At 66.9% G+C, this 18,182-nt stretch carries 19 protein-coding genes; 7 read left to right on the top strand and 12 right to left on the bottom strand.

Annotated features, from left to right (window positions below; translation table 11 throughout):
* Window positions 1–4: 4 nt before the first annotated feature.
* From gspD to gspG, 9 genes are all read right to left on the bottom strand, one after another.
* Window positions 5–2,290 (bottom strand): type II secretion system secretin GspD, encoded by a 2,286-nt coding sequence (gene gspD, locus ACSQ2F_RS15850; protein WP_436024492.1) that lies wholly within the window; start codon window positions 2,288–2,290, stop codon window positions 5–7.
* Between the two features lie 2 nt (window positions 2,291–2,292).
* The gene (gene gspN, locus ACSQ2F_RS15845) at window positions 2,293–3,195 is read right to left on the bottom strand and encodes a type II secretion system protein N (RefSeq protein WP_436024490.1); all 903 of its coding nucleotides are present in this window, start codon (window positions 3,193–3,195) and stop codon (window positions 2,293–2,295) included.
* Complete coding sequence (gene gspM / locus ACSQ2F_RS15840) at window positions 3,195–3,716, bottom strand: type II secretion system protein GspM (RefSeq protein ID WP_436024487.1); 522 nt, start codon at window positions 3,714–3,716, stop codon at window positions 3,195–3,197. The genes gspN and gspM overlap by 1 nt, the downstream gene beginning before the upstream one ends.
* Entirely contained in the window at window positions 3,713–4,975 is a 1,263-nt protein-coding gene (gene gspL, locus ACSQ2F_RS15835) for a type II secretion system protein GspL (protein WP_436024485.1), read from the bottom strand. Before gspL ends, gspM begins: the two co-directional genes overlap by 4 nt.
* A 107-nt stretch (window positions 4,976–5,082) precedes the next feature.
* Complete coding sequence (gspK, locus tag ACSQ2F_RS15830) at window positions 5,083–6,000, bottom strand: type II secretion system minor pseudopilin GspK (protein ID WP_436024483.1); 918 nt, start codon at window positions 5,998–6,000, stop codon at window positions 5,083–5,085.
* Between the two features lie 50 nt (window positions 6,001–6,050).
* Window positions 6,051–6,725 carry a PulJ/GspJ family protein gene (locus ACSQ2F_RS15825; RefSeq protein ID WP_436024481.1) on the bottom strand — a complete coding sequence of 225 codons (675 nt, stop codon included), beginning with the start codon at window positions 6,723–6,725 and terminating at the stop codon, window positions 6,051–6,053.
* Window positions 6,725–7,090 carry a type II secretion system minor pseudopilin GspI gene (gene gspI / locus ACSQ2F_RS15820; RefSeq protein WP_436024479.1) on the bottom strand — a complete coding sequence of 122 codons (366 nt, stop codon included), beginning with the start codon at window positions 7,088–7,090 and terminating at the stop codon, window positions 6,725–6,727. The genes ACSQ2F_RS15825 and gspI overlap by 1 nt, the downstream gene beginning before the upstream one ends.
* Window positions 7,087–7,548 carry a pilus assembly FimT family protein gene (locus tag ACSQ2F_RS15815; RefSeq protein WP_436024477.1) on the bottom strand — a complete coding sequence of 154 codons (462 nt, stop codon included), beginning with the start codon at window positions 7,546–7,548 and terminating at the stop codon, window positions 7,087–7,089. The genes gspI and ACSQ2F_RS15815 overlap by 4 nt, the downstream gene beginning before the upstream one ends.
* A gap of 1 nt (window position 7,549) precedes the next feature.
* Window positions 7,550–7,999 (bottom strand): type II secretion system major pseudopilin GspG, encoded by a 450-nt coding sequence (gene gspG / locus ACSQ2F_RS15810; protein ID WP_436024475.1) that lies wholly within the window; start codon window positions 7,997–7,999, stop codon window positions 7,550–7,552.
* Between the two features lie 48 nt (window positions 8,000–8,047).
* On the opposite strand from gspG, the gene ACSQ2F_RS15805 reads away from it, so the two are divergent.
* Window positions 8,048–8,722 carry a type II secretion system protein N gene (locus ACSQ2F_RS15805; RefSeq protein ID WP_436024472.1) on the top strand — a complete coding sequence of 225 codons (675 nt, stop codon included), beginning with the start codon at window positions 8,048–8,050 and terminating at the stop codon, window positions 8,720–8,722.
* Window positions 8,723–8,743: 21 nt separating this feature from the next.
* Here ACSQ2F_RS15805 and ACSQ2F_RS15800 read toward each other — a convergent pair whose 3' ends face one another.
* Together ACSQ2F_RS15800 and ilvA are read right to left on the bottom strand one after the other, a co-directional pair.
* Window positions 8,744–9,832 carry a nicotinate-nucleotide--dimethylbenzimidazole phosphoribosyltransferase gene (locus ACSQ2F_RS15800; protein WP_436024470.1) on the bottom strand — a complete coding sequence of 363 codons (1,089 nt, stop codon included), beginning with the start codon at window positions 9,830–9,832 and terminating at the stop codon, window positions 8,744–8,746.
* Window positions 9,833–9,930: 98 nt separating this feature from the next.
* Window positions 9,931–11,508: a threonine ammonia-lyase, biosynthetic gene (gene ilvA, locus ACSQ2F_RS15795; RefSeq protein WP_436024468.1), complete on the bottom strand. Its 1,578-nt coding sequence runs from the start codon at window positions 11,506–11,508 to the stop codon at window positions 9,931–9,933.
* 281 nt (window positions 11,509–11,789) lie between these two features.
* On the opposite strand from ilvA, the gene ACSQ2F_RS15790 reads away from it, so the two are divergent.
* The gene (locus tag ACSQ2F_RS15790; protein WP_436024466.1) at window positions 11,790–12,212 is read left to right on the top strand and encodes an OsmC family protein; all 423 of its coding nucleotides are present in this window, start codon (window positions 11,790–11,792) and stop codon (window positions 12,210–12,212) included.
* Between the two features lie 27 nt (window positions 12,213–12,239).
* On the opposite strand, the gene coq7 is transcribed toward ACSQ2F_RS15790, so the two are convergent.
* Window positions 12,240–12,902: a 2-polyprenyl-3-methyl-6-methoxy-1,4-benzoquinone monooxygenase gene (coq7, locus tag ACSQ2F_RS15785; protein WP_436024464.1), complete on the bottom strand. Its 663-nt coding sequence runs from the start codon at window positions 12,900–12,902 to the stop codon at window positions 12,240–12,242.
* A gap of 238 nt (window positions 12,903–13,140) precedes the next feature.
* Between coq7 and ACSQ2F_RS15780 the strand changes: the two genes are divergently transcribed.
* The 5 genes from ACSQ2F_RS15780 to ACSQ2F_RS15760 all read left to right on the top strand — a co-directional run bounded on the left by ACSQ2F_RS15780 (window position 13,141) and on the right by ACSQ2F_RS15760 (window position 18,168).
* Window positions 13,141–14,124: a porin gene (locus ACSQ2F_RS15780; protein WP_436024462.1), complete on the top strand. Its 984-nt coding sequence runs from the start codon at window positions 13,141–13,143 to the stop codon at window positions 14,122–14,124.
* A gap of 219 nt (window positions 14,125–14,343) precedes the next feature.
* Window positions 14,344–15,321, top strand: coding sequence for an ABC transporter permease (locus ACSQ2F_RS15775; RefSeq protein ID WP_436026845.1), 978 nt, complete (start codon window positions 14,344–14,346; stop codon window positions 15,319–15,321).
* Window positions 15,318–16,232 (top strand): ABC transporter permease, encoded by a 915-nt coding sequence (locus ACSQ2F_RS15770; protein WP_436024460.1) that lies wholly within the window; start codon window positions 15,318–15,320, stop codon window positions 16,230–16,232. Before ACSQ2F_RS15775 ends, ACSQ2F_RS15770 begins: the two co-directional genes overlap by 4 nt.
* Entirely contained in the window at window positions 16,229–17,203 is a 975-nt protein-coding gene (locus ACSQ2F_RS15765; RefSeq protein WP_436024458.1) for an ABC transporter ATP-binding protein, read from the top strand. The genes ACSQ2F_RS15770 and ACSQ2F_RS15765 overlap by 4 nt, the downstream gene beginning before the upstream one ends.
* Window positions 17,200–18,168, top strand: a complete 969-nt coding sequence (locus tag ACSQ2F_RS15760) for an ABC transporter ATP-binding protein (RefSeq protein WP_436024456.1) — start codon at window positions 17,200–17,202, stop codon at window positions 18,166–18,168. Before ACSQ2F_RS15765 ends, ACSQ2F_RS15760 begins: the two co-directional genes overlap by 4 nt.
* The last annotated feature ends 14 nt before the right edge of the window (window positions 18,169–18,182 follow it).

The following is an 18,182-nucleotide window of genomic DNA, read 5'->3' as shown; positions in this document are numbered from 1 at the left end:
GGCCTCAGTTGGTGGGCGCCGGCGCCGGGCTCACCGGAGCGGCAGGTGTCGCGGGTGCAGGCGCGGCAGGCGCTGCCGGAGCAGGCGCCGTCGGCGACGGATTGCGCGGCACCACTGGCGCGGTCTCGGACAGCGGCGGTGGCACCGTGGAGGCCGGCTGGCCGGGTGTGGGCACGACGATGGGGGGCAGCACCGGTGACTTCTGCTCGATCGGGCCGGTGCGCTGCTGCATGGCCCGGATGGCGTCGTAGCGGTCGAGGCTCAGGTCGGTGGCCTGCTGCTGATCGCGCATGACCACAGGCCGCAGGAACACCATCAGGTTGCTCTTGGTGCGGGTGCGGTTGTCGGCGCGGAAGAGTGCACCGAGGATCGGGATGTCGCCCAGCAGGGGGACCTTGAACACCGTTCCGTTGTACTCGTCCTTGAGCAGGCCGCCCAAGACCATGATCTGGCCGTCGTCCACGACGACAGTCGTTTCGATGGCGCTCTTGTCGGTCGTCGGGCCTGCGGTAGCGGACGTGGTCGCGACGCTCGAGTTCTCTTGATAGATCGTCATGCGCACGGTGCCGTTCTCGCCGATCTGTGGCTTGACCCGCAAGGTGAGGCCGACGTCCTTGCGTTCGATGGTCTGGAACGGGCTGGTGGTGGAGGTGCCACCGCCGGTGTTCGCGTACGAACCGGTGATGAACGGCACGTTCTGGCCGATCACGATCTTGGCTTCCTCGTTGTCGAGCGAGACGAGGTTGGGCGTCGAGAGGATGTTGCCGTCGGCGTTCGTTTCAAGGAAGCGGGCCAACGCGCCCAGGGTGTAGAAATCGCCGATCTTCTGCAGCAGGCCGATGTTGAACCCGCCCGGCACCCCGCTGGCGAGGGCCGTGCCGATGGCCGAGCGGCCCTGGGCCGTGGCGACCGAGGCGGTGATGATGTTGGCCGCGCCGCTGCCGAAGTTCGTGCCACCGCCGTAGATGGTGCTGTCGCCCTTGTCCCCGGAGATGCCCTGCCACTGCACGCCGATGTCGACGACCTTGTTGGCGTCCACCTTGACGATCATCGATTCGATGTAGACCTGCGCGCGGCGCGAGTCGAGCTGGTCGATCACGGCACGCAGTTGGCGGTACAGCGGTTCGGGGGCCGTGATGATGAGTGAGTTGGTGGCCGGGTCGGCCTGGATGAAGCCGCCCGTCGACGGCGCGGCGGAGGCCGACACCGGCGCGGTGGATTGCGCGCTGGCGCCCGTGGCCGAGTTGGCCTGGTTGTTCTGCTGGTTGGGCGTCGAGGTGCCGCCCGACATGGCCGCCCCACCGCCGGCGCCGGCAGTGCCGGCCGTGGCGTTGGCCCCGTGTGCCGCGCGCAGCACCGTTGCCAGCTTCGTGGCGTCGGCGTTCTTGAGGTACACCACGTAGATGTTGCCCATCGGCGAGGTGTTCTCCGAGGGGCGGTCCAGCTTTTCCACCAGCGCACGGATCGCATTCATCCGCGCCGGATTCGGCGCCCGCACGATGAGCGAGTTGCTGCGCGAGTCGACGAGGATGGCGGGCGCCGAGGTGCCGCCGGGCAGCGGTGCCTGCTGCCCGGGTTGACCCGTGGCGGTGGCATCGCTCAAGCGCTGGATGGTGGGCGCCAGGTCTGACGCGACCACGTGCTTGAGCGTAATGATCTCGATGTCGCCGGCGCTGGCGGTATCCATCGCGGCGATGATCTTGGCAATGCGCGCCAGGTTGTCCGCATAGTCGGTGATGACCAGCGTGTTGTTGCCCGGGTTGGCGTTGATGGTGTTGTTGGGGCTGATCAGCGGGCGCAGCACCGGCACGAGGTTGTTGGCGTTCTCGTGGTTGATCTTGAAGATCTGCGTGATGATCTGGTCGCCGCGGCGCGACACCGGTCCGACGGACACGGTGCCCGACTGCAACTTGGCATCGGCCTCCGGCACCACCTTGAAGAGGCCGCCGGATTCCACGACGGTGAAGCCCTGTCCGCGCAAGGCGGCGAGGAAGTTCAGGTAGGCCTCACGCGTGGTCAGGGGCTCCTCGCTGTACAGCGTGATCTGGCCCTTGACGCGCGGATCCACGATGAACTGCTGCTTGAGCATGGCACCGATGGCGCGGGCCACACCTTCGATCTCGGCGTTGACGAAGTTCAGCGTGACTTGCTGCTCAGCCGCGCGCGAGCGTTTGGCCGGGGTCTGCGCGAAGGCAGCGGGCAAGGGCGCAAGCGACGTGTACAGCATCGCAGCGGCCACCGCCGTGGTGAGCGGGCGCCGTGGCAACGAAAGGAGAGGGCGCTTGTTCATGCTTATCCGATCGAAATGACGGAACGTGCGCCGCTGCGCCGTCCGATGATATTGAGCAGGTTCGACAGCGCTGCGGCATGCGCCTCGGCCGCGGTCGCTTCGCCACGGAAGCGGAATCCGTTCGCGGTCCAGGTGCCGGCACCCGACAGTTGCAGCGCGCCCTCCACAGTGATCAATCGCACCTGCGAAGGTTCACCCGGCCGGCTCGCATTGCCGACGAGACTGAGGCGATAGCTGCCCAGCGTGTCGAGCGTGGACAGGCGCGAGGAGGCCTGCATCAGTTCCACATCCAGCGCGCCATCCAGCAGCATGCGGCCCTGTACCCATTCCACGGTGAGGCCCGGTGACAGCACGCGCAGGTGGCCGCCGAGCTGCAGGGTGTTCCAGGGCGTCCCCAGACCCGACAGGAGGGCACTGGGCCACTGGCCCACCCAGCCCGGCGGTGGCACGAGAGTGGCGGAGAAGCGCCCGAACCCGGGCTTGAGTCGAAGGGTGACGGTGTCGTTCAGGCAGCACGCGTGGCGCGCCTTCAAAGCGAAGCCGGTGCCGGCGAAGCCGAGGGACCACTCGAAGCGGCCGGGCAGGGCCGAAGCATCACGACTTCCGGCGCCACCGGTCAGCACGACCACCGCGCTGCCATTCCAGAGGGTGCCCCGGGCATCGGTGAAGAGCACCCGCTGTTCGGTGGCTGAGCCGACCGCGCGGGCGAGCCACTCGGCCGGCGCGAAGGCCACCATGGCGATCAACAGGCCCAGCAGTCCGCCGAACACCGACCAGCGCGTGGCGGCGCTGCGCGAGCGTTCCCAGGCGGTCTCGGCGTAGGTGGAATCACCCCAGCCCGTGGGGGCCATGCTGTTGGCAAAGCGCCGGCCACGCGGGCGGCGCACGACAAGGCGGCGGACCATCAGTTGGTGCCTCCGAGTGCGACGATCAACGTGCCGGCATAGCCGCCTGCGCTGCGCGTGAGTTGCGCCTCCACGGGCCTCGCACGGGCGCCGCTGCGGGCCTCGCCGAGCCAGTGGCTGAGCTGCTCGCCCGTCACGCCCGTCAGGGTCAGGGTGGCGCGGTCGCCTTGCAGCGACAGCCGGGCCTTTTCGGCCCCGAGTCGTTCAGTGGCCGAACGAAGCGCGTCGTGTGCCTGGGCCGGACCGACCGGGGATACACCGCGGAGTTCGCGCGTCTCCGCGGCCATGCGTTGCATGGCCTGGAGCTGGGCGTCCAGTCGATCGATCTGAGCCGGGGCCTCGCCGATCGTGCGCCACGCCGGCTGCACGGCCACGGACCAGACCAGTCCGACGCCGATGAGCACGAGTGCGATCGTGGCGATCAGCCGTTCACGGGGCGCAAGGGCGCGCCAGCGGTCCTGGGCCTGCGTCCGGGCGGCTGCCATGGCGGGAGGCAGCGAGAGCTTCGTCTTGTCGTTCATGGGGCGAGCCCGGCGGTGGTGCGGCTCAGGGTGAGAAGGCCATTGGTGGACTCGACCTGCCAGCCACTCGGGCGGAGCTGGTCGGTGAACTGGGCAATCTGTTCGGGAGCCCAGCCTTGGGCGGACAGGGTCAGTCGGCCCGGTTCGTAGCGGAGGTTCTCGACCGGTGGCCGGTCCGGCGGCCATGCTGAAGCGGCGGCCGAGAGCAGGGGCTCCAGGTCGGACTCTCCCGGGCGGCCCGCGGCGGCCCGCAGCGTGTCGGTTTCACGGCGCATCTGCAGCGGGGCATCCAGCACGCCCTGGATCTGGGGATGCGCGGCACGCAGCACCTGTCCCATCGCGGCGCGCTTGCTGTTGATCATGCTGCGCTGGCTCGCCGCCCAGAGGTTGAGGCCGACGAGCTGGACCACCACCAGCGCCACGAGGCCGTACCGCAGCGGACGCCAATCGGGCCGCAGGAACTGCCGCCACACATCCCGCAAGGCACGTGAGCCGCGGTTCTTGCGCGCCAGGGTGAACTGACGCAGGTTCCAGAGTGAACGGGCCGACAGCAGCAGCCGCTGGGCGTCGTTCATCACGGCCACCGGGGCGCCGAGCCATTTCTCCGCCGCAGCCGCGGCGCCTGGCGTGGCGCTGAAGCGTGCGTTCTCGGGCAAGGGATTCGGGAGCAGGCTTCGACCGAGCGTGCCCTTCAGGCTGATCAGCACGACGCCCTCGGGATGAGCCCAGCTCAAAGACAGGTTCGCGCTGCCGCCGGCGTCGCCGCCGGCCGTGGCCGTTTCGGAGAAGTGGCCGGTGGGCGGATCATCGGGCCAGGATGCGGGAACCACCCGGTCGACGAAGACCTGCGCCTTCTCGAGGTACGCCAGCTCGCCGGCGAGCCAGGCCCGGTCGGTGGCGGCGATCCATGTCGACTGGCCGACGCTCGCCATGGGCGCGACGGCCAGATGCACCGATTCGGGATCCTCGAGCAGTGCTTCCTCGAGCACCCCGACCAGGGCCATCTGCAGGCGCGCGGCGGGCGCCTTGGGCAGCGTGATCCGGTGCCAGCTGACGTCCGCGTCGCTCAGCACCGCCACGACGATGGAGGCCTTGGGCAGCAGCGACGCGGCGCACTGCCCTTGGGCGCCGAGCACCAGGCCGTCCGGACTCAGCGCATAGCGGTACTCGGTGGCGGCGCGCGCTTCCGAGTCGCCCGCGTCAGCGCTGTGCCCTTGAAGGCGCAGCCGCGGCGGTATCTGAACGACGAGTGTGCTCATGAGGGGAGGAACGAAAATGCGGCATTGTAGGCATTGATCACGGCGGAACCTTCGAAAATCAAGGGCTTACAACGGATTGCTACAGTCCGCGTTGCATTGGGGGCGCGTCAACCGGGATCGTTCGAATTGACCCACTCCCTTGACAGTGGCACAACGTTGCCATCCTGTCGACGTACAAGCGAGCGCTGTTCGAGCACCTGCGTGTTGAGGCGCAGCCGTCCGGTGACGATGAAGTAGTTGCTTGTCACGGCCACCTTGTCGGCGCTCAGCGTGATGCCGGCCAGGTTGGCTTGCGCCGAGGTCAGGTCCTTGAACGGGCTCCGCTGGCGCACCTGCACCAGGCGCTCCGCCGAGCCGAGGTCGACATTGGGAATGACCGCCGCCAGCACCTCACGCGGCGCCGTATTGAGGTTCACTTTCGTCGGTTCCGGCAGCAGGATGACATAGGGCTCGAGCAGCCGCAGGGTCTGCGGGTCGACGCCAAACCACGACAGCTGGTCGAGCCGGGTCGGCATGAGCGGCGGATTCGGGTTCACGTCGGGGGGCGGCGGCACCTGCACGGCGCCGATGGAATCCTTGAGCCCGGTAGCGATCGCCTGGGCCACGGTGACGCTGATGCTCAGGCTGCTGCACAGGCGCTGAAGCACCTCGACCTCGGCTGGCACCAGCTTGCCGGTGGGGTCGACCAGGTTGCGCAGGTTGTACCGCGAGTTGGCGTCGATGATGTGGCCCGACAGGAAGGTCTCCGGCGCGTCGTCGGTGTTGTCCTTGTCGGCGGCGAGAAAGGTCGACAGCCGGGCTTCGGCGAGCGGTACGGCCCAAGGCTCGCCGAGATGGTCGATGCCGCCGCCGGAGCGCCGTGCGTCTTCCTTCAGAATGATTCGGGTCCAGTCCAGCGCACCGGTGAGGATCCATGCCGACTGCTGACGGGCGCGTTCAGCCGTCTCCACCTGCACGGCGCGCCACTGCTGCCACACCATGGACACGGCGAGCGTCGAGATGAGCGTCACGATGATGAGGGCCATCAGCAACGCCGCACCGCGTTGCCGGGACCCATGCGGGGGGCGGACGGGACTCATTGCTGGGGCGCCATGGCGATGTCGCGGGTGAGCGTGCCGCTCAAGCCCTGAGTGCCGCCGAAGGCGAGCACCAAGCGTACGCCTTGCGGCAGCGGTTCCACGACCTGCTGCGCTGGCGGCGGCTGCCCACCCTGGCCGGGCTGCGGGGGTGGCGCCTCGACAGGCGCGCCGGCGCTGGACTGGGCGTTCGTCCAGGCGTCGTCCCGGAAGTAGTAGAGCTGCCACTGCACGACGTCGGACAGCGTCCTCAACTGTCCGGCCTCGTTGCCGAGGAACTGCTGGCTCGTCATCCACAGGTCCTGCAGCGCACGCGCCTGCGTGACCGGTTGACTGGCCCAGCGGTACCACTGACCCTCACGCAGCGACCACACCACCAGTTGAACGCCACCTTCGACGCGGCGCGTCAGCGTGAGGCGCGCCCCATCGAAGCGAAGCGACGGCACAGTGGATCCCGTTTCCTGGACGGAATCGAGGTCGCGCTCCCACTGGGCGAGCACGGTACCGAGCCGCAGGACCTGGTCGACGCGGGCCTGGCTGATGTCGCGCGCCCGCACGATGCCGTCGACCCCCTGCCATGACATCACGGCGATGATGGCCATGATCGACATGGCGATCAGCACTTCGATCAGGGTGAAACCCCGGACTTGTCGCGCCAGATGAACGCCTGGCATCAGAACCTCGCCACCACGGTGGAGAGCGTCAGCAGGGGCTGACCGGCCTCGTTGAAGACCTGGGCGTCCGCGCGCCGGAACAGCGGGTTCGGTGTGGGACGGACGATCAGCTTGCCGGTGAACGGCGCACCGAGCTGCTCGCAGGAGAAGTCGGAGTCTCCGACGCCCGGAAACTGGTGGGTCAGCTTGATGCCCGTGAGTTGGTTCTCCGCGCACCATTGAGCCGCACTGACGTCGAACAAGCGCTGGGCATTCTGGGTGAGGGATCCGGCAGCCTTGATGCCGGCACCGATGGCCACCGCGACGATCGTCAGGGCAACGAGTACCTCGATCAGGGTGAAGCCGCGCGCAGGGGAGCGTCTCATGATGCGGCAGGCTCTTCCGTCGACGACACCTGGAATGGTGCGAGCCCGTCGGTGGCCAGCACCAGGCGCTGGTTGTTCAGTCGCAACACGATGCGCTGGGCACCAATGATGGGTTCCGGCCCCAGCACGAGCGCCGGCTTCCCGATGATGTCGGCGGAAACTCCTTCGCCGAGCCAGCCGTCGGGCAACTCGTTGCCGGGCGTCAGACCGACGAATCGGAAGCCCTCGGTGGCAGGTGCCACCGGTCGCGGCTCCCAGCGCACCGGCAGTCCGGTGGCGCGTGACTGCGCGCGCGCCGACTCCAGCAGCGACGCCAGGCGGGCGGCCTCGTTCTCGAGCTGCGTGCTGGAGGGGTCGCGCAGCGCGAACGTGGCCAGGCTCGACGCCACGGCAATCAGCGCCACCACCAGCAGCAGTTCGATCAGCGTGAAGCCACCGGAACGTGCGCTGGTTTTCAATTTATTGCCAGGAGCCGACTTCGGCGTCGTTGCCTTCGCCGCCCACTTGGCCGTCTGCGCCGAAGCTGTAGACATCGATCTCGCCCTTCACGCCGGGGTTCGCGTACTGGTAGGGATGGTCCCACGGGTCGTTCGGCAGCTTGTCGAGGTACGGCTTCCAGTTCGGCGGAATGACACCGACGGTCGGCTTGGCCACCAGCGCCTTCAGGCCTTGCTCGCTCGAGGGATAGCGCTGGTTGTCGAGCTTGTAGAGCTTGAGCGCCTGCATGAGGTTGTTGACGTCCGTGCGGGCCGCCGTGACGCGGGCGCCGGCGGCGCGATCGAGCACGTTGGGCACGATGAGTGCGCCCAGCACGCCGATGATCACGAGCACGACCATCAGTTCGATGAGGGTGAAGCCGCGCATCGAGCGGCCGCGGGACTGCTTGGAAGCCAGGGACAGGGATTTCATGATCATTGAATGTGTCTGCAGGTTCAGGCAATGGATGATAATTCTCCCATGCTTGCAAGACTGTCAGCTTTCGTAGTCTGGGCCCTCGTCGCGGGGGCAATCGTCTTCTGGGGAATGCGCCTGCTCGTGCGGCCCACCCCGGCGCCGGCCCATGCCGTGGCCGTCGTCGACGCCGGCACCGCTCGAAGCGACTTGTCTCGCCTGTTCGGTATGGAGCAGGTCGCTGCTGTCGCTGCCCCTCCGCCGGAAAGCACCCGCTTCAAGCTGCTCGGCGTGCTGGCTCCTCCTGGCGCGGTGCAGGGCGCGGGGCCTGGCGTTGCGCTCATCTCCGTGGACGGGAAACCGCCGCGCCCCTATCGCGCCGGGGCTCGCGTCGAGGATCGCCTTGTGCTGCAGTCGGTCGGCCTGCGAACTGCCGCCCTCGGGCCGGCGGACGGACCGGCTGCCTTCACGCTCGAGATTCCGCGCATGCCCGATGCGGCCACTGGCACGCTCAGCCCGGTGGATCCGTCGCAGTTGCAGATCACGCCGCCGCCTTCCGTCGCGCCGCCGCCGCCTCCTCCTCCTCCTACGCCTCAGCCTGCCCCGGCTGCGTTCCCCCCTGACGCCGCGCCGCCCGTGCCGGACCCTGCAGGCATGCCAGGCGGAATGCCTCCCCCCGGCGCGCCGGGCGGACCTGACGGCTCGCCGGGCCGGTCTCGTGCCGAGCGATACCAGCGCTGATTTCGTCTCGCCGGGACCGGCTTAGCGGAGTACCGCCGCCTTGCCAGCGTGGGGAAGGCTGTTCATGGCAGCAGGCAAGGATGGGCCGGGATCCTCCCCTTCCGCGACATCGGTCAGCAGGGCTGCCGCACTGCGGACCAGCGGGTAGGCGAGTGTCGCTCCCGTGCCGTCGGTGCTTTCCATGCCGAGTTCCAGCAGCGCCATGGCATGGAACAACGACAGCGCCTGCGTCAACCCCGGATGGCTGTGGCTGCGGCAGAACACGCAGTAGTCGGTGACGGTGGGTGCGATGCGGGCAGCTGCCATCAAGGCTGCGCAGGCAGGCAAGCCGTCGACCATGATGAGGTGCCGCTTGCTTGCCGCGACGAGCATCACACCGACCATCATCGCGATCTCGAAGCCGCCGCACGCCGCCAGAACCTCGACGGCGTCGGTGAGGTGACCGTGCCGTCCTTGGGCCGTCGTCATGACCATCGTGAGGAGCGCGTCCGCCTCCGTCGACAACGGCACCTGCGGCATCACGAGACCCCGGATGGGATCGCCGGAAAGTCCCGACAGGACGAGCGCGGCACTCTCGTGTGAACCGATGCCCATGCCGGCGCAAGCAATCACGTTGCCCGGCAGGGCGTCAGCGATCTCCATGCCGGCGCGGATGGCGGCATGGGCCTGGTCGAGTGACATGGCGGACGTCACGCGCAGGTTGCGCGTGCCGTGGGCGATCTTGCGGGCCAGGAGTCGGGGGTGCGCCGCAACCGATTCGGCGACGCCGCAATCGACCACGTTGAGTGCCATGCCCTGGATGCGCGCGAACACCGACACCGGCAGGCGCGCGCCGAGCAGGTCCTGCACGAGTGAGGCCGTCGAGGGCTGACCCGATGCGTTGCTGCACACGCCGTCCACGGCCAAGCCGTGATCCGCTGCGAAGAGCGCCAGTTGCGGCGACTCGAAGCGCGGTTTCAGGGTGTTCTGGATGAGCCCGATGCGCACCGCAAGTGGCTCGAGCTCACCGAGCTTGCCCGTGATCTCGCTGCGCCGCTTCAGCTTGTCACGAAGGGCCTGCTCGAGCAGCGAGTTCGACGTCGGGCTGATCAAAGAACGGTTGGCAGACATGGCATCGATCAGGCAGCAGGCCGTTCGAACCGGTTGGCTCGGCGTGCGGAGTTCCTGTGAGCGGATGCGACGTTGAGCATGACTCGGCAGGTTTCGGTTCAGCGCAGGAACAAGCGGTAGACGGGATTATCGGTCTCGTCCACGCAGGGGTATGCCAGCGTCTTCAGGAACTCGGTGAACGCCCTGCGCTCGCCCCGCGGGACCTGAAGGCCTATCAGGGTGCGACCATAGTCAGCCCCCTGGTTCCGGTAATGGAACAGGCTGATGTTCCAGTTCGGATGCATGTGGGAGAGAAAGCGCATGAGTGCGCCAGGGCGTTCGGGGAACACGAAACGGTAGAGGCGTTCGTCCCGGGCCAGTTCCGAGCGACCACCGACCATGTGGCGCACATGCAGGTGCGCGAGTTCGTCGTCACTGAGGTCGACCGCAGTGAAGCCATGGCGGGTGAAGCTGCGCGCGAGCTTCGCCGATTCGTTGCGGCCGCGGATGGCCAGGCCGACGAAGACATGCGCTTCCTTCTCGTCGGAAATGCGGTAGTTGAACTCGGTCACGCTACGGTCGCCGATCAGTTCGCAGAGGCGGCGGAAGCTCCCTCGCTCTTCGGGAATCGTGATCGCGAAAAGAGCCTCGCGCTCCTCGCCGATCTCGGCGCGCTCGGCGACGAAGCGAAGCCGGTCGAAGTTCATGTTCGCGCCGCAGGCAATGGCGACGAAGGTCTGGTCACGGACCTTGTGCTGCTCGACGTACTGCTTGATGGCGGCCACACCCAGCGCACCGGCCGGCTCGACGATGCTGCGCGTGTCGTCGAAGATGTCCTTGATGGCGGCGCATGCCGCATCGGTGTCGACGCGGATGAACTCGTCCACCAAGGTGCGGGTGAGGCGGAAGGTCTCCTCGCCGACCAGCTTGACTGCAGTGCCGTCCGAGAACAGGCCGACGTCGTTCAGCGTGACTCGCTTGCCGGCGTCCACGGAGCGCACCATGGCGTCGGAGTCCGTCGTCTGCACGCCGATGACCTTGATCTCCGGACGCACGGACTTGATGTAGGCGGCCACGCCGGACACCAGCCCCCCGCCGCCGATGGCCACGAAGACCGCGTCGATGGGCCCGGGATGCTGGCGCAGGATCTCGAGCGCGACCGTGCCCTGGCCCGCGATCACTTCGGGATCGTCGAAGGGATGCACGAACGTGAGCCCGCGGCGTCGCTCCAGATCGAGCGCATGCTGGTAGGCATCGGAGTAGCTCTCGCCGTGAAGCACCACTTCGCCGCCAAGCGCCTTCACCGCCTCGACCTTGAGTTCAGGCGTGGTGACCGGCATCACGATGACTGAGGTGCAGCCGAGGTGGCGCGCGCTCAGCGCCACGCCTTGTGCGTGGTTTCCGGCCGAGGCGCAGATGACGCCGCGCTTGAGCTGGGCAAGACTCAGTTGCCGCATCATGTTGTACGCGCCGCGGAGCTTGAAACTGAAGACCGGCTGCGTGTCTTCGCGTTTCAGCAGGATCTGGTTGCCGAGGCGCTTCGACAGTTTTGGCGCCACGTCGAGTGCGGTTTCGCGGGCGACGTCGTAGACCTGGGCCGTCAGGATCTTCTGCAGGTAATCGGGCAACCCGAGCGGTTTGGATCGGCTATCGGTCGAAGCGCGAGGTGACTTCGAGGGGCGGGCTGAGCCGGCCATGGGATTCTCCTGCAGCGAACGGGGCGCCGGATCATACGGCAGCCGAAAAAAAGCCCAAGGCATTGCTGCCTTGGGCTGAATCCACCAATGGAGGAGGTGGAGGAGACAATCGGCGGATGTTCACGTTCAACTTAACATCCATGGCGGAAGTGTAATACTTGACATGTTGCGTCGCAATAACCCGTTCGGGGGTATTTCGACGCCAGTTTCGCGGGAGTTGGCAGGTTTTTCGCTCGGCTCGCATGGAGGCCGGGATGCTTTTTTCGTTCACAGGAACACGCATGGAATGCACGATCAACTGGCTTGCAGCCAGCGGCATGGGGTTCGTCGCGGAGACCGGCAGCGGTCATGTGCTGATGATGGACGGCGCGCCCGACGGAGGCGGCCGCGATCTGGCGCCGCGCCCGATGGAGACGGTGCTTGCCGGTACCGGTGGTTGCACGGCCTATGACGTCGTCCTCATCCTGAAGCGCGGGCGACACGACGTCCGTGGCTGCCAGGTCAAGCTGACGTCCGAGCGCGCGAGCGTGGACCCGAAGGTGTTCACCAAGATTCACATGCATTTCACGGTCACAGGCAAGGACCTGCCTGACGCCGCTGTCCAGCGCGCCGTCCAGATGTCCCACGAGAAGTACTGTTCGGCCAGCATCATGCTGGCCAAGACGGCCGAGATCACCACCAGCCACGAAGTGATTCAGGCCTGACCCAGTGGCCGCGTCGGTCGCGCCTGGTCAGATGCGCTGCGCGGTCGTGGTCATCACCTTCGCTGCAAAGCGCATGAGCAGCTGCACGGGCTTTGGCAACGCATGACCGCCAGCTGATTCGGCTTCGTCGGCATGGCGAGCTTCATCGTCCTTCATTCGCGCCACGATGGCCCGTGATGTCAGGTCCGCGACCGGCAGGCGCGTCATGTGGGAGGCAAGGTGGGCTTCGACCTGGCGCTCGGTTTCCACGACGAACCCGAGGCTCCAGCGCGGGCCGGCTTTCCCCGCCAGCCAGCCAATGCCAAAGGCGCCCGCGTACCACAGCGGGTTGAGCAGGCTCGGCCGGTCGCCCAGATCGTGCAGCCGGGACTCGGTCCAGGCCAGGTGGTTGGTTTCTTCACGGCCGGCCGCATCGAACTGGCCGCGCAACCCCGCGTCGCGTGCGGTGAGCGCCTGTGCGTTGTAGAGCGCCTGGGCGCAAACCTCACCGACGTGATTCACCCGCATCAGTGAGCCCGAAAGGCGTCGCTCTTCATCGGACAGGGCCGTGGCTGAGCCACTCTGCATGCTGGGCGGAGCGGGCTCGGCGGCGCGTCCGGCACCGGACAGCGTCCGCAGTGCGTTGTCGGCGGCGATGAGCCAGCGGTCCAGCGATGAATGGTGGCGAAGGTCTTGCGAAGCGGTACTCATGACCCCCGAGGATACCCGAGGCATCTCAGAGAAAACCCTGTATTTGCGCGCCAAAGAGGGCCAAATGGGGCGCCAATAGGCGTAAATGCTCGTTGCTGAGGGGCAACACTAACTTGGCAAGCGAGGAGGCGGTCTGGTGCAATAAGGCAACTTCCGCTGAGGAGTTCGGCCCGATCGGCTTGTATGTGCCGAAGCCCGGATCGGGACCTCTTGTTCAAAACTCATGGAGATAGTCGCAATGAAAAAATCCCTTCTCGCTCTGGTCGTGCTCGGCGCATTCGCGGGTGCCGCTTCGGCGCAGTCGTCGGTCACCATCTTCGGCAAGATCGACCAGGCTGTTGGCAAGCCGATCGGCACCAAGGACAAGCAAGTGTTCGACACGGCCGGCAGCCGGATCGCTTTCCGCGGCTATGAGGACCTGGGCGGCGGCATGGGCGCGCTGTTCGCTTTCGAACATCGCTTCGCACCTGACACCGGCAACTACGGCGGCGGCGCTGCCCCGGTTGCTGCCACCACCACCCGGTTCTGGGAAGGCTTCTCGTTCGTCGGCCTGCGCACTCCCTACGGCGCCCTGACGCTCGGTCGTCAGTACACGTCGTCGTTCCTGACCGTGCAGAACCAGATCGACCCGTTCGCCGGTGAGACGGTTGCCAAGCTGCGCGACATCGGCATGGGCCACGCTGCAGGCGCTCCGGCCGCCGGCGCTCCTGGGCAGATCCGCGTGGCCGACTCGGTCAAGTACGCACTGACCGCCTCGGGCTTCACCTTCTCGGCCGACATCGCCGAGGCAACCGGTGCTGACCGTCCGTACAGCGTCGCTGGTTCGTACCAGGGCGGCCCGTTCTGGGTCGGCATCGCCTACGAAGACCCGACGGGTGTCGAAGACGAACTGCTGAACGTCGGCGCGCGCTACACCTTCGGTACGGTGACGCTCAGCGGCGGTGTGGCTGAAGGCAAGCGCAATACGCCGACCAACAACAAGGTTCGCGGCTACCTCGTGGGCGCCAACATTGCTGTGGGAACGGGCGACATCAAGATCGGCTACGCCGACCTGAAGATCGGCGGCGTCAAGCTGAACCAGCGCACCGGCCTCGGCTACCACCACAACCTGTCGAAGCGCACCAAGTTGTTCGTCGACGTGGCGCATGACAGCAAGGCCACGACGCCGGCCGGCGATCCGGAGAAGATCGGCTACGACATCGGCCTCCAGCACAACTTCTGATCGAAGTCACTGGCGATTCGCCAGCGGCCTCGGTTGCCAGTTGGCAGCCTGCCCTGCAAGACGTCAGGCCCGCGGCGAAAGCCGCGGGCCTTTCCATTTATGGGGCGACAGATCTGCTCGCACGACGTGGGCTCTGCCGACCTGCGTTTTCACGGGGTTCGACGTCGTCCGATGAAGCGTGCCATGCGAGCGTTCCTTCCATGGACCTATCATCGCGCGATGCGCAGTTTCCTGATCAGACGCCTGATGGAGAGCGCCATGGTGCTGCTCACCGTGGCGTTCCTGGCCTTCCTGCTCTTCCAGTTCGTGGGCGATCCCGTGGCGCAGATGGTCGGCCAGGAGGCCTCCGCGGCGCAGCGCGAACAGCTCCGTGCCGATCTGGGGCTTGACCGTGCGTTCCCGATCCAGTTCGCCCGATTCGTCGGCAACGCGCTTCAGGGGGAGTTCGGGCTGAGTCTGCGGCAAGGCCGCTCGGTCGCCGCATTGTTTGCAGAGCGGCTCCCCGCAACGCTCGAACTGGCGCTGATCGCTTCGCTGCTCGCCATCGGCGTCGGCATTCCGTTGGGGGTCTGGGTGGCATTGCGGCGTGGCAGCTGGGGTGCGCACGCTGCGATGGGCGCCTCCCTGCTTGGCGTGTCGCTGCCCACCTTCCTCATCGGCATCCTGCTCATCTATGCCTTTTCGGTGGTGCTGCCCTGGCTGCCGAGCTTCGGACGAGGGGAAACCGTCAGCATTCATGGTTGGAGTACGGGCCTGCTGACCCTGGATGGCTGGCGACACCTCTTGCTGCCTTCCGTGACGCTGTCGCTATTCCAGATTGCGTTGATCGTGCGCTTGGTCCGCGCCGAGATGCTCGAGGTGCTGAGGTCGGACTTCATCCGCTTCGCCCGAGCCAGGGGCCTTTCGAATCGCATCGTCTACTTCACCCACGCACTGCGCAACACCCTCGTTCCGGTCGTCACGGTCATCGGCCTCCAGTTGGGCTCGTTGATTGCGTTCTCCATCGTCACGGAGACGGTCTTTCAATGGCCGGGCATGGGGCAACTCTTCATTCAGGCCGTGAACTTCGCCGATGTGCCGGTCCTGGCCGCGTACCTGTGCCTGATCGCCCTTGTCTTCGTGCTCATCAACACCACCGTCGACTTGATCTACTTTGCCATCGACCCACGCCTCAAGGGCGGAGCGCATCGTCGATGAGCGTGTCCTATTCGTCTTCCTCCTGGCGGGCGCAAGCCGGCGAACGCATGCTGCGGTCGCCATCGGTGGTGCTCGCCGTGGTCGTGCTCGCCCTGTTGATGCTGGCCGCGTTGCTTGCGCCTGTGCTGACGCCGCACCGCCCCTTCGACCTCGAGACGCTGGACCTGCTGAGTGCCCGTCTGCCACCGGGCTGGATCGAGGCTGGAGAGTGGCGTCACGTGCTGGGAACCGATGGGCAGGGGCGCGACGTGCTGGCATCCATCATGTACGGGTTGCGGGTGTCGCTGATCGTCGGTGTCGCCTCCGTAACGGTGTCGCTCCTGGTCGGCGTCACGTTGGGGGTCATTGCCGGCTATTGCGGCGGGCTGCTCGACGCGCTCGTGATGCGGGCTTGCGATGTGATGCTGTCCTTCCCTCCCATCCTGGTCGCCCTGCTGGTGGACGGCATCGGAAGGATGCTCGTGCCCGGCGGGCACGACGCCGTGGCAGTCGTGGTGCTCGTGATCGCGATCGCGATGACAGGTTGGGTGCAGTACGCCCGCACGACGAGAGCTTCAACGCTTGTGGAGCGTGAGAAGGACTACATCGCCGCAGCCCGCCTCATTGGCGTGGGCTCGCTCGGCATCATCCGACGCCACCTCCTGCCCAACGTGATGGGACCCGTGATGGTGCTGGCCACCTTGCAGTTCGGCACCGCGATCCTGATCGAGGCGACGCTGTCCTTCCTCGGGGTCGGCGTGCCATCGACTTCGCCCTCGCTCGGCACCCTCATTCGCATCGGCAACGAGCTGCTCCTGTCGGGCGATTGGTGGATCGCCCTCTTTCCCGGCGCGGTGCTCGTGCTCCTCGTGCTCTGCATCAACGTCGTGGGCGATGCGTTGCGCGACGCCTTGAACCCGAGGCTCCGATGAGTCAACCCTTGTTGGCGGTGGAGGGGCTTCGGGTGGAGTTCCGCGTTGACGGATCGATCCTGACCGCATTGGACAATGTCTCCTTCACGATCGGTGCCGGAGAGATCCTCGGCGTCGTCGGAGAGTCTGGCGCCGGCAAGTCACTCACCGGCGCGGCGCTGCTCGGCCTCATCGATCCACCGGGGCGCGTCTCGGCGGGCCGGATGCAGTTCGATGGCCAGATGGTCGATCTCCGGGGTGACGGCATGATCGCACTGCGAGGACGGCACATCGGAGCGATCTTCCAGGACCCGCTGACCGCGTTGGATCCGCTCTTCACGGTCGGGCAGCAGCTGGTCGAGACACTCCGCATGCATCTGCCCCTCAGCGCCCGGCAGGCGCGTCTGCGCGCTGCCGAACTCCTGCAGGAGACGGGCATTGCGGACGCCGAGGCGCGGCTCGATCAGTATCCGCATCAGTTCTCGGGCGGCATGCGCCAGCGGGTGGTCATTGCGCTCGCCCTCGCGGCTCAACCCCAGTTGATCATCGCCGATGAGCCGACCACGGCACTTGACGTGTCCGTGCAGTCCCAGGTCATTTTGTTGCTGAAGCGGCTGTGCGGCGAACGGGGGCTCGCCGTCATCCTCATCACGCACGACATGGGCGTCATCGCTCAGGCCTGTGACCGGGTCGCCGTCATGTACTCGGGCCGCGTGGTCGAGATCGGGCCTGTGCGCAGCGTCGTGCAAGCACCGGCACACCCGTACACGCGGGGCCTGATGGCGGCCATTCCGAGCACGAAGGTGCGTCGAAAACGCCTTCAGCAGATCGACGGGACGATGCCGCGCCTCGACGCGATTCCTCCCGGATGCGCGTTCCATCCCCGCTGCCCCGACGCGTTCGGTCCGTGTGACGTGGAGCGGCCGGATCTGCTGGAGGCGGGCCAGACCCGGGCCGCCTGCTGGCTGCATCGACGGGAGAAATCCGCATGAGCGGGCAAGTTGCCGAAGCGATCGGCCTGGTCAAGCGGTTTGCCACGAGCAGCAGGTGGGGCGACTGGTCGCGGTCGGCGCGACCGCGCGAACTGGTGGCGGTCGACCAGGTGTCGTTCACCGTGGAGCGGGGGCGCTGTTTCGGGCTCGTGGGCGAATCGGGTAGCGGCAAGACGACCGTGGGCCGGATGATGGTCGGGCTGCAGTCTGCCAGCGCGGGCGAAGTCCGCATCGATGGCAACACGCTGTCCCCTCGCCATCGTGGACAGGTGCAGATGGTCTTCCAGGATCCGTTCGCGAGCCTGAACCCGCGCTGGGTGGTTGGCGCGATCGTGGCCGAACCCCTGCATGTGCTGCGCCGGGTGCGCTCGGCTGCAGAAGCGGCCTCCAGGGTCGCCGAGTTGCTGACGGCGGTCGGGCTCTCTCCGGCGGATGCGGCCCGCTATCCGCACGCCTTCTCAGGCGGTCAGCGTCAGCGCATCTCCATCGCCAGGGCGCTTGCCACCGAGCCGGCCTTCCTGGTCTGCGACGAGCCCACCTCCGCACTCGATGTCTCGGTGCAGGCTCAGGTCCTGAACGTGATCAAGGATGTGCAGCAGGCACGCGGCATGGCATGCCTCTTCATTTCTCACAACCTTGCCGTTGTGCGCCACATGAGCGACGAGGTCGGCGTGATGTACCTCGGACACCTGGTGGAGCGAGCGCCTGTTGAAGCCTTGTTCGAGCGCCCGCGCCACCCGTACACCCGCCTGTTGCTCGATGCCGTGCCCGACCTGGATTTCCGCCCCGGCGAGCCGGAAGTCCCCGTTGCCGAGATGCATCAAGCGGCGGCGGTTCCGCCTGGCTGTCCGTTCCATCCGCGGTGTGCGCTCGCTACCGAACGCTGTCGCGTTGAACGCCCGGCCTTTCGACCTGTCGGCGTCACGTGGGTCGCCTGCCATGCCGTCGAGGAGGGACGGGACTGACCGAGTGTCGCTGC

This window comes from Rhizobacter sp. LjRoot28 (assembly GCF_964253025.1).
Classification (GTDB): domain Bacteria; phylum Pseudomonadota; class Gammaproteobacteria; order Burkholderiales; family Burkholderiaceae_C; genus Rhizobacter.
This window is presented reverse-complemented; position numbering and strand designations above follow the sequence as displayed.

Bases quoted from the DNA above. Each gene is read 5' to 3' on its own strand.
- gspD (WP_436024492.1), bottom strand. From the start codon at position 2,290: ATGAACAAGCGCCCTCTCCTTTCGTTGCCACGGCGCCCGCTCACCACG.
- gspN (WP_436024490.1), bottom strand. From the start codon at position 3,195: ATGGTCCGCCGCCTTGTCGTGCGCCGCCCGCGTGGCCGGCGCTTTGCC.
- gspM (WP_436024487.1), bottom strand. From the start codon at position 3,716: ATGAACGACAAGACGAAGCTCTCGCTGCCTCCCGCCATGGCAGCCGCC.
- gspL (WP_436024485.1), bottom strand. From the start codon at position 4,975: ATGAGCACACTCGTCGTTCAGATACCGCCGCGGCTGCGCCTTCAAGGG.
- gspK (WP_436024483.1), bottom strand. From the start codon at position 6,000: ATGGCCCTCATCATCGTGACGCTCATCTCGACGCTCGCCGTGTCCATG.
- ACSQ2F_RS15825 (WP_436024481.1), bottom strand. From the start codon at position 6,725: ATGCCAGGCGTTCATCTGGCGCGACAAGTCCGGGGTTTCACCCTGATC.
- gspI (WP_436024479.1), bottom strand. From the start codon at position 7,090: ATGAGACGCTCCCCTGCGCGCGGCTTCACCCTGATCGAGGTACTCGTT.
- gspG (WP_436024475.1), bottom strand. From the start codon at position 7,999: ATGAAATCCCTGTCCCTGGCTTCCAAGCAGTCCCGCGGCCGCTCGATG.
- ACSQ2F_RS15805 (WP_436024472.1), top strand. From the start codon at position 8,048: ATGCTTGCAAGACTGTCAGCTTTCGTAGTCTGGGCCCTCGTCGCGGGG.
- ACSQ2F_RS15800 (WP_436024470.1), bottom strand. From the start codon at position 9,832: ATGTCTGCCAACCGTTCTTTGATCAGCCCGACGTCGAACTCGCTGCTC.
- ilvA (WP_436024468.1), bottom strand. From the start codon at position 11,508: ATGGCCGGCTCAGCCCGCCCCTCGAAGTCACCTCGCGCTTCGACCGAT.
- ACSQ2F_RS15790 (WP_436024466.1), top strand. From the start codon at position 11,790: ATGGAATGCACGATCAACTGGCTTGCAGCCAGCGGCATGGGGTTCGTC.
- coq7 (WP_436024464.1), bottom strand. From the start codon at position 12,902: ATGAGTACCGCTTCGCAAGACCTTCGCCACCATTCATCGCTGGACCGC.
- ACSQ2F_RS15780 (WP_436024462.1), top strand. From the start codon at position 13,141: ATGAAAAAATCCCTTCTCGCTCTGGTCGTGCTCGGCGCATTCGCGGGT.
- ACSQ2F_RS15775 (WP_436026845.1), top strand. From the start codon at position 14,344: ATGCGCAGTTTCCTGATCAGACGCCTGATGGAGAGCGCCATGGTGCTG.
- ACSQ2F_RS15770 (WP_436024460.1), top strand. From the start codon at position 15,318: ATGAGCGTGTCCTATTCGTCTTCCTCCTGGCGGGCGCAAGCCGGCGAA.
- ACSQ2F_RS15765 (WP_436024458.1), top strand. From the start codon at position 16,229: ATGAGTCAACCCTTGTTGGCGGTGGAGGGGCTTCGGGTGGAGTTCCGC.
- ACSQ2F_RS15760 (WP_436024456.1), top strand. From the start codon at position 17,200: ATGAGCGGGCAAGTTGCCGAAGCGATCGGCCTGGTCAAGCGGTTTGCC.